This window comes from Corallococcus sp. CA049B (assembly GCF_003611685.1).
Lineage (GTDB): Bacteria > Myxococcota > Myxococcia > Myxococcales > Myxococcaceae > Corallococcus > Corallococcus coralloides.
Genome location: NZ_RAWC01000294.1, coordinates 1 through 9,136, shown reverse-complemented (window position 1 = coordinate 9,136; position 9,136 = coordinate 1). Strand labels below are relative to the sequence as shown.

At 72.3% G+C, this 9,136-nt stretch carries 5 protein-coding genes; 1 reads left to right on the top strand and 4 read right to left on the bottom strand.

Translation table 11 applies throughout. From position 1 onward, the window contains the following. On the top strand, positions 1–3,156 hold a 3,156-nt coding region (locus D7W82_RS36340), incomplete at its 5' end, for an adenylate/guanylate cyclase domain-containing protein (RefSeq protein ID WP_370451123.1). Positions 3,157–3,168: 12 nt separating this feature from the next. Here D7W82_RS36340 and D7W82_RS36335 read toward each other — a convergent pair. From D7W82_RS36335 to D7W82_RS36320, 4 genes are read right to left on the bottom strand one after another with little or no spacing between them, the layout of a single operon-like run. Then, the gene (locus D7W82_RS36335; protein ID WP_120622683.1) at positions 3,169–4,815 is read right to left on the bottom strand and encodes a M28 family metallopeptidase; all 1,647 of its coding nucleotides are present in this window, start codon (positions 4,813–4,815) and stop codon (positions 3,169–3,171) included. Positions 4,816–4,857: 42 nt separating this feature from the next. Further along, positions 4,858–6,882 carry a glucans biosynthesis glucosyltransferase MdoH gene (mdoH, locus tag D7W82_RS36330; RefSeq protein ID WP_120622682.1) on the bottom strand — a complete coding sequence of 675 codons (2,025 nt, stop codon included), beginning with the start codon at positions 6,880–6,882 and terminating at the stop codon, positions 4,858–4,860. Between the two features lie 48 nt (positions 6,883–6,930). Beyond that, the gene (locus D7W82_RS36325; RefSeq protein WP_120622681.1) at positions 6,931–7,446 is read right to left on the bottom strand and encodes a hypothetical protein; all 516 of its coding nucleotides are present in this window, start codon (positions 7,444–7,446) and stop codon (positions 6,931–6,933) included. Next, complete coding sequence (locus D7W82_RS36320) at positions 7,434–8,933, bottom strand: glucan biosynthesis protein (RefSeq protein WP_370451124.1); 1,500 nt, start codon at positions 8,931–8,933, stop codon at positions 7,434–7,436. Before D7W82_RS36320 ends, D7W82_RS36325 begins: the two co-directional genes overlap by 13 nt. Positions 8,934–9,136: the final 203 nt, after the last annotated feature.

Below are 9,136 nucleotides of genomic sequence, written 5' to 3'. Positions count from 1 at the left end.
GAGCGGGAGATGGGAGAGCCCTTCCGAAGACTCACGGTCGTCGCGCCCCCGGCCGACGAAGGCGCCTCCGCATGTGCTCCGCCGCCCGCCCGGCACCTGCCGCCCACCGGCTCGGTGGCGCTCGTCTTCACCGACATCCAGGGGTCCACGCGGCTGTGGGAGCGCTGTGGCCAGTCCATGCGCGACGCGCTGGAGCTGCATGACGGCGTGCTGCGCGCGCTGCTGCTGGGCACTGCCGGCTACGAGGTGAAGTCCCAGGGCGATGCCTTCATGGTCGCGTTCGCGTCGCCGGTGGAGGCGGCGCACTGGTGCCTGCGCGCGCAGGAAGCGCTGCTGCACGCGAGCTGGCCGGAGGCGCTGCTCGAGGAGCCGGACGCGGCGGAGGAGCACGCGCCGGAGGGGCTGAGCCACCGGGGGCTGCGCGTGCGCATGGGCGTGCACGTGGGCGAGCCCGACTGCCGCCTGGATCCGGCCACGCACCGGCTGGACTACCTGGGGCCGCCGGTGAACATCGCGGCGCGGGTCGCGGACGCGGGACATGGCGGACAGGTGCTGGTGAGCGGCGCGGCGTGGGCCCGCATCCAGCCGGAGCTGGCGGCGCTGGGGATGCCCCTCGCGCGCTCGCTGGGGTCCTTCCGCCTGCGCGGCGTGAGCGACAGCGTGGCGCTGGTGGAGCTGCTGCCCGCGTCGCTCGCGCACCGACGCTTCGGCCCCCTGCGCGCCCCGCGCGAGCGGCCCGGCAACGTGCCCACGCTGCGGCAGGACCTGGTGGGGCGCGCGGAGGAGCTGGACACCCTGCGCCAGTGGGTGTCGGAGGGCGCGCGGCTGATCAGCATCCTGGGCCCGGGAGGCATGGGCAAGACGCGGCTGGCCACGCACTTCGGCGCGCTGGAGTCGGACGCGGGCACCTGGGAGGGCGGCGTCTGGCGGTGCGACCTGGAGGAGGCGCTGACGGAGGGCGACCTCTGCCACGCGGTGGGACGGGCCCTGGGCGTGCCGCTCACCGCGGACGGAGACGGCAGCACGCCCGCGGAGCGGCTGGGGCACGCGCTCGCGGGGTGTGGCGACGTGCTGGTCATCCTGGACAACGTGGAGCAGGTGGTGCGGCACGTGCCCGCGACGCTGGGGCGCTGGCGCGTGCTGGCGCCGTGCGCCCGCTTCCTCGTCACCACGCGAGAAGCCCTGCGCCTTCCCGGAGAGCGCGTGCTGGACCTGGCCCCGCTGGGCCTGCCGGATCCGGACGAGACGCGCTGGGACGTCCTCCTGCGCTCGGACGCGGTGCGCCTGTTCGTGCAGCGCGCCCGGGAGACGCGCGGCGACTTCATGCTGACGGACGCGGACACCCCGCGCGTCGCGGACATCGTGCGGCAGCTGGACGGCATCGCGCTGGCCATCGAGCTGGCCGCGGCGCGAGTGAGCGTGCTGGGCGTGGAGCAGCTGCGCGAGCGGCTGTCGAAGCGCTTCGACCTGCTGCGCGTGGGACGGCGGGACGCGCCCGCGCGACAGGCGACGCTGCGGGGCGCCATCGACTGGTCCTGGAACCTGCTGGAGCCCGCCGAGCGCGCCGCGCTGGCGCAGTGCTCGGTGTTCCGGGGCGGCTTCACGCTGGAGGCCGCCGAAGCCGTGCTGGTGCTGCCGGAGGGCTCGCCGGACGTGCTGGAGGTGGTGCACTCGCTGCGCTCCCAATCGCTCCTGTGCGCGCGCGAGGTGGGGGCCCCCGGCGGCTTCCTGCGCCTGGGGTTGTACGAGAGCATCCGCGAGTACGCGGCGCTGCGGCTGCGCGAGATGGGAGACGAGGCGGCGTGCGAGGCCCGGCACGCGGACACGTACCTCCAGGTCGCGGGCCGGCTGCGGGAGCGCGTGCAGAAGACGGGCGGCGCGACGGCGCTGCGGCGGCTGGCCCTGGAGCGTGAGAACCTGCTGGCCGCGTGCGACAACGCGATGGCCGTCCGTCCCGCGACCGCCGAGTCCCTGGGCCGGGCGCTGGAGACGCTGGTGGCGCTGGAGCCGGATGCGCGCACGCGTGGACCGGTGGGGCTGCTCGTGGAGCGGCTGGAGCGGGCGCTGGAGTCCTCGATCCACGTCGCCGTGGCGCCGCTGAAGCGCGCGGGGGCGCTCGCGGTGCTGGGCCGCGCGTACATGGACGCGGGACAGGCGGAGTATGCGCGCCAGGCCCTGGAGGAGGCGCGCGTCGTCTTCCACACGCTGGGCGAGACGGCGTCGGAGAAGCGCGTGCTCGTGGACCTGTCCATCGTCGCCCGTCACGCCGGGGACGGGGCCGCCGCGTGGACGCTGATGCGCGACGCGCAGGCGCTGCCCTCCGGAAGCGACCGCTGGCTGGAGGCCTACGCGGTGGGCAACCTGGGCCTCGTCGAACAGGTGCGCCGCGGGCCAGAGGCGGCCATCCCCCACCTGCGCGCGTCGCTGGCGCTGTTCCGCGAGGTGGGCGACGTGACGTTCGAGGTGGGCTTCCTCACCAACTGCGCGGTCGCCATCGGCGAGGCGGGCGACACCGGCGAAGCCGTGATGCTCCTGGGCGAGGCGCTGGGCCGCGCGCTGAGCGTGGAGGACCGCGCGGGGCAGGCGCTCGCGAGCATCAACCTGGGCTGCTACCTGATGGACGCGGGCGGCATCGCGGAGGCCTGCGAACACCTGGAGTCCGCGGTGCGCCTGTCACGGCTGTTGGGGCAGCGGCTGCTGGAAGGCACGGCGCTGGGCGAATGGGGCCGCGCCTCGCTCGCCCGGGGTGACTGGAAGCAGGCACGCGCGGCGCTGACGGAGGCGGTCACCATCCTGGGCCGCGCGTCCCGCTGGCAGGCCCTGCGCTTCATCGCGCACCGGGCCGCGCTGGAGGCCGCCTGCGGTGACCTGCGCGCCGCGAGGGAAGGCTTCGCCGGCCTGGACGGCGCCCCCGAGCTGCGCGAGGACCCCGCCCTCTTCCAACTCGTGGACCTGCTGCGCGCCGCGCTCGACCTGGCCGAAGCCGACGCCGCGCCCCCGCGAAGCGCCGAGGGCAACGACGCCAGGGCCTCCGCCCGCCGCCGCATCGAAGCGGCCCGGAACGCCCCGCGCGAGACCGCGTCGTCCGACATCCGCTGCGCGCTCCGCTTCCTGGAGGCCCGCCCCGGCGTCAACGAACCGCACCTGGATGCGTGAAGGCGCCGCGGCTCACGGGGCCGGAGCCGTCACCGGAGCCGACTTCGGAGCCGGCTTCGCGAAGCGGCGGAAGAAGCTGTCGTCGTTCCAGTATGGCCGGCCGGGAGCATCCGCCACCGCGTTCGTCAGCGCGGTCAGGAAGGTGATGAAGCGCGCGGCGCCCGCGTGGTCCACGGGCTGCTGCGACAGGTCATCCGACGGCGCGTGGTAGCGCTCGGACAGCCACTGCTTGAACACCTTCTGCTCCTCCGAATCCGGCGTGTAGCCGAACTTGAAGAACAGCGCGGGCACGCCCTCGCGGATGAACGAGTACTGGTCGCTGCGCACGAACAGGTTGCGGTCCGGCTCCGGATCCGGGAGCACCTGCACGTCCAGCTTCGCCGCCACCTCCGCCAGCGGCACCGCGAGCGAGGACTCGTCCTTGCCGTGCGCCACCACGGAGGTGAATGGCCAGTGGGGCATGAACATGTCCAGATTGAAGTCCGCCACGATGGAGGTGATGGGCACCGGCGGCCGGGACGCGAAGTACTTCGACCCGAGCAGCCCCTTCTCCTCCCCCGTCACCAGCGCGAACACCACCGAGCGCTTCAGCTTGTCCTTCTGCTCATGCAGCTGCCGCGCGACCTCCAGCACCGCCGCGACGCCGGACGCGTTGTCCATGGCGCCGTTGTAGATGCGGTCCCCCTTCACCGGCTCGCCCACCCCCACGTGGTCCAGGTGCGCGCTGAGCACCACGTACTCCTTCGAGAGCACCGGATCCACGCCCGGCATCACGCCCACCACGTTCATGGACTTGAGCGGCTTCACGTCGAAGGCCAGCTTCGCCTTCATGCGCAGCGGCAGGTCGAACTTCGGCAGCGGCTTGTCCGCGTTGGCCAGCGCCACCAATTCCTCGTAGGTGTGCGGCGCGCCCTCCAGCCACTTCTGCGACCGCGCCACGTTCGCCACCACCGCGACCTTCAGCCCGCGCGACTCGTTGAGCGACGGATCCGCGAACACCACCGTGGGGTTCTTGTTGGCGCCCACCATGCGCTCCCACGGCAGCTCCAGCAGCTTCGGGTTCTGGAGGTACACGACGCCCACGGCCCCCGCCGCCTTGAGCACCTTCAGCCGCTCCTCCCACGAGGAGAAGTGCGACTTCACCGGCCCGGGGATGTTGCCCGGCCCGCCCTGGAGCAGCACCACCACCTTGCCCTTCAGGTCCAGGCCCGCGTAGTCGTCGTGGCCCAGCTCGGGGATGGACAGGCCGTAGCCCACGAACACCAGCGGCGCCTCCACGGTGCCGTTGTCGCCCTGCCGCGAGGACAGCACGACGTCCTCGCCCTGCACCAGCGGCAGCGCCTTGCCGTCCTTCACCAGCGCGACGCTGGACTTCGACTCGTTGAGGCGGCGCGACTGGAGCGCCATGGGCTGGAGGAAGCCCGTCTTCAGCATCGGCTTCACGCCCAGCGCGGCCAGCTCCTTGGACACGTAGCCCGCGGCCGTCGCGTAGCCCTTGCTGCCCGTGTCGCGCCCCTCCATCGCGTCACTGGCGAGCACCTCCACGTGCTTCCACCAGCGGTCTTCACCCACCTGGGGCTTGGATGCGGGAGCCTCCGCGGCGAAGACCCCGGAGGAGACGAACAGCGCGAGCGTGGCGGCGGACGAGACCCGTTTCATGCCCCGGAGCATCCAGGGCGAAGCGGGAGCATGCAACCGGGATCAGGCCTGCACGCCCATCCGCCGGCCGCGCAGCTCCGAAAGCGTGCGCGCGTCCAGCAGCACCGCGGACTTCTCCTGCGGGGACAGGGGCTCCACCCCGCCCGCCAGCAGCTTGCGCCGGGCGGAGGCCAGCGCCGCGGGGACGCTCGCCGCCGGGTGGGACTCCAGCAGCGCCAGGTGCAGCGCGTGCGCGCGAGGGTCGGTCAGCACGTGATCCAACGCGTCGTCCACCGGCTCCAGCCCCTCCTCCGCCAGCTCCTGCGCGCGCACCAGCACGGTGGGCGGCTCGGCCTCCTCCGGGATGAGGAGCAGGCCCTTGCGCTGCAGCCACAGGCCCAGCGACGCGCGGGAGGTGAAGGCGGAGATGGCCGGGGCCAGCCACAGCCCGACGATGACCGGCGACAGCCACGCCAGCATCCCGGGCGCCACCGCGACCGTCAGCGCCGCGAGCACCCCGCCCATCACCATGTGCCACTTGTGCCGGCGCAGCGCCTCCGACCAGGGCAGGTCCGTGTCCTCGCGCTGCTGGCTGGACCAGTTCACCTTGTAGCCAAACAGCGTCCCGAACACGAAGTGCGACTGGAAGAGCATCATCACCGGCGCCATCAGCGTGGACACCACGCCCTCCAGCATCACGCTCAGCACCAGCTTGAAGCGGCCGCCCATCCGCGTGGCCTCCTCGCGGTTCGCCAGCAGCAGGCCCAGGCCCATCAGCCGGGGGATCCACAGGAGCGCCAGCGACAGCGCCATCAGCCGCAGCGCGCCCACCGTGTCGAACGCGTCTCCGCCCGGCAGCGTGGACTGGAACTCCAGCAGCGTCGCGGGCGCGAAGAACCACTCGTGCAGCGCGGCGAACAGTCCCGCCACCAGGAAGATGAGCCACAGGGGCGACGCCACATAGGACATCACGCCCATGAGGAAGTGCAGCCGGCTCATCGGGTGCAGGCCGCCCGCCATCACCAGCCCCAGGTGCTGGAGGTTGCCCTGGCACCAACGGCGGTCGCGCTGCGCGTACGCGAGCAGGTCCGGCGGCGGCTGCTCGTAGCTGCCGCCCAGCTCCGGCACCAGCCACACCGTGTAGCCAGCGCGGCGCATCAGCGCGGCCTCCACGAAGTCGTGGCTGAGGATGTGGCCACCGAACGGCTGCTGGCCCGGCAGCACCGGCAGGCCGCAGTGCTCGATGAAGGGCGCCATGCGCAGGATGGCGTTGTGGCCCCAGTAGTTGGAGTCCCCCAGCTGCCACGCCGCCGCGCCCGCGGCCACGATGGGGCCGTACACGCGGCCGGCGAACTGCTGCAGCCGCGCGAACAGCGTGGAGCGCCCCACGTTCTGCGGCGGCACCTGGAGGATGCCCGCGCCCGGGTTCAGCTCCATCAGCCGGGCCATCTTCACCACGCTGTCGCCCGCCATCAGGCTGTCGGCGTCCAGCACCAGCAGGAAGTCGTAACGGCGGCCCCAGCGCTCGCAGAACTCCGCCAGGTTGCCCGCCTTCTTGGCCGTGTTGTCGGAGCGGCGGCGGTAGAAGATGCGCCCCTGCCCGCCCACCCGGCGGCACAGCTCCGACCACGCCAGCTCCTCCGCCACCCACGACTCCGCGCGCGTGGAGTCGCTCAGCACGTAGAAGTCGAACGCGTCCAGCTGCCCCGTCGCGGCGATGGACTCATACGTCGCCTGCACGTGCGCGAACACGGCGGCCGGGTCCTCGTTGTAGACGGGCATCACCACCGCGGTGCGGCGCGTGAGCGGCCGGGCGGCCTCCTCTTCCGTGGGCCAGCGCAGCCCCGGCACCCGCTGGTTCGCCACCAGCTGGATGAAGCCCGCGACGCCGCTCCAGAACGACAGGGCGATCCACGCGAAGCACACCGCGAACAGCCCCAGCACGAACAGCTCCGGCACCGTGGTGCCGTGGGCCGCGAGCAGCCGGTGCATCTCCACGCAGGCGAACCCCGTGGACAGGGCCGCCAGGCCCAGCACCATCACGCGGCGCGGGCGCGCCAGGGCCGGAGTGTAGGGTTGGGCGTTCATGCGGACTCCGGGCTCCCGTGCGGCTTCGCTGTGTGTGAGGTGCCGCGCCTAGCGCGACGGCGACACGCCCGCCTGGCCGGCGGCGGGACGCAGCCAGCGGCGCAGCATGTCCATGAAGGGATTGAGCACGAGCACCTGCTCGCGCATCTGGCAGGGCACCTCCGCCGGGGCGGACATGGGCACTGCTTCACACACCGCGCGGCGCCACGCGTCCGGCAGCGAGGACGGAGCGCGCATCAGCACGTCCGCGCCCCAGCGCGCGCCGCCCACCAGCACGAACGCGGCCCGGCCGCGCACCATCAGCGACGGCCCCACGTGCGCGGGCCCCAGCACCTCCGCCAGCCAGCCCTCCACCCGCCACCGCGCGAGCGCCAGCGCGGCCTCCGGCGACAGGGACATGTCACGCGTGCCCAGGACCCAGCCCGCCAGCTTCTCCAGGTCGTTGCGGCCGGTGAAGCCGAAGTCCTGGAAGAAGCTCACCAGCGCGGCGCGGGTGTCCGCGCGGGCCTCCTGGGGCATCGCCGGAGCGAAGGAGATGAACGGGTGCGTGGTCACGGAATCCACAGGTAGCTCCAGGTCTCGGTGAGGGTCTCGGAACCGCGTTTCAGGAAGCAGCGCAGCTCGACGGGGCCTTCTCCGTCGGGCATGAGCTCGAAGGCCGCGCGAAATCCACCGGTGACGGCGTGGACCTCCGCGCGCGGGTGCAGCACCTGGCCGCGCGAAGCGGTGACGACCGCCTCCACCGGGCCCGTGCCTTGCGTGCTGGCCTTCGTGAAATCGAGGACGAAGCGGCGCGCCCCCGGCTTGCTGCCCGCCGCGACACGCGTCGCCGCGACGGTGGAACCTCCGGCCTTCACGCCCTCGGGGGAGAAGCCCCAGGACAGCCGGTAGGAAAAGCGAAGGTGTGCACCCGCCTGCACCGGTGCATCCGGCACCCAGAAGGCCACGATGTTGTCGTGGATCTCCTCGCGGGTGGGCAGCTCCACGAGCCGCACGGAGCCCGCGCCCCAGTCACCCACCGGCTCCACCCAGGCGCCCGGACGGCGCTCGGAGTGCGCCTCCAGATCCTCATAGCTGCTGAAGGCCTGGTCGCGCTGCAACAGGCCGAAGCCCGACAGCCCGTCCGTGTGGAAGCTGCTCACCTGGATCTGCTTCGGGTTCTTCAGGGGGCGCCACAGCTTCTCGCCGTTCTTCATCCACACGGAGATGCCGTCGGAGTCGTGCACCTCCGGGCGGAAGTCGTCGAAGTCGCCCCGGTCGTTCTCTCCAAAGAGGAACATGCTGGTGAGCGGCGCCACGCCCAGCTGGCGCACCGCCTTGCGCGCGAACACCGTGGACTCCACGTCCATCACGGTCCGCTCACCCGGGCGGATGGCGAAGCGGTACGCGCCCGTGACGCTGGGGCTGTCCATCAGCGCGTGCACCACCACCGTGTCCGAGCCCTTCGCCGGCGTCTCCAGCCAGAACTCGCGGAACGTGGGGAACTCCTCGCCCCCCGGCTGCGCCGTGTCGATGGCGAGCCCTCGCGCGGACAGGCCGTACAGGTTGCCCTTGCCCAGCGCGCGGAAGTAGCTGGCGCCCAGGAAGACCACCAGCTCGTCGTAGTAGTCCTTCGTGTTGAGCGGCGCGTTGAGGCGGAAGCCCGCGAAGCCGTTCACCTTGCCCTTGGGCGGATTTCCCACCAGCGGGCCGTAGGTGAACTGCTCCGTGGAGAAGGGCACGGGGCGCGCCTTGCCGCCCTCCACCACGTTCACGCCCACCGGACGGGTGTAATAAAAACCGGGGTGGAAGAACTGCGCCCGGAAGGGCAACCCCGCTTCACGCCACAGCGACGCCGAGTCGCGGAAGCGGATGTCCCGGTACTGATCGTAGGTGAGCTTCTCGAAGGACGGGGGCACGCCAATGGGCGGCTCCTGGTACGGCTTCGCGGCCAGCGCGCGGGCCTTCTCCTCCACCGTCGCGGCGGAGAACCCGGAGGCCTTCGCCGTCCCCGCCTTCGGCTGCTGGGCACACGCCAGCGAAGCCACGCACAGCCCCAACCCCCAGGCCATCCCCACCGTCTGTCGCTGCCACCGCTTCAAGTCCCGCTCCTCACCAGGGGCCACCGCCCGCGCCAGTACGGCGCGACGCGGCAAAGGCTAGCAACGGTCATGCCAAGCGGCAGGGGCTGGGGAATTTCCCAATCATTCCAAGGACCTGCCCAAAGTGGACCCCAGGCATTTCCTTTGGACTCCAATGATTTCGGCGGCTTGAG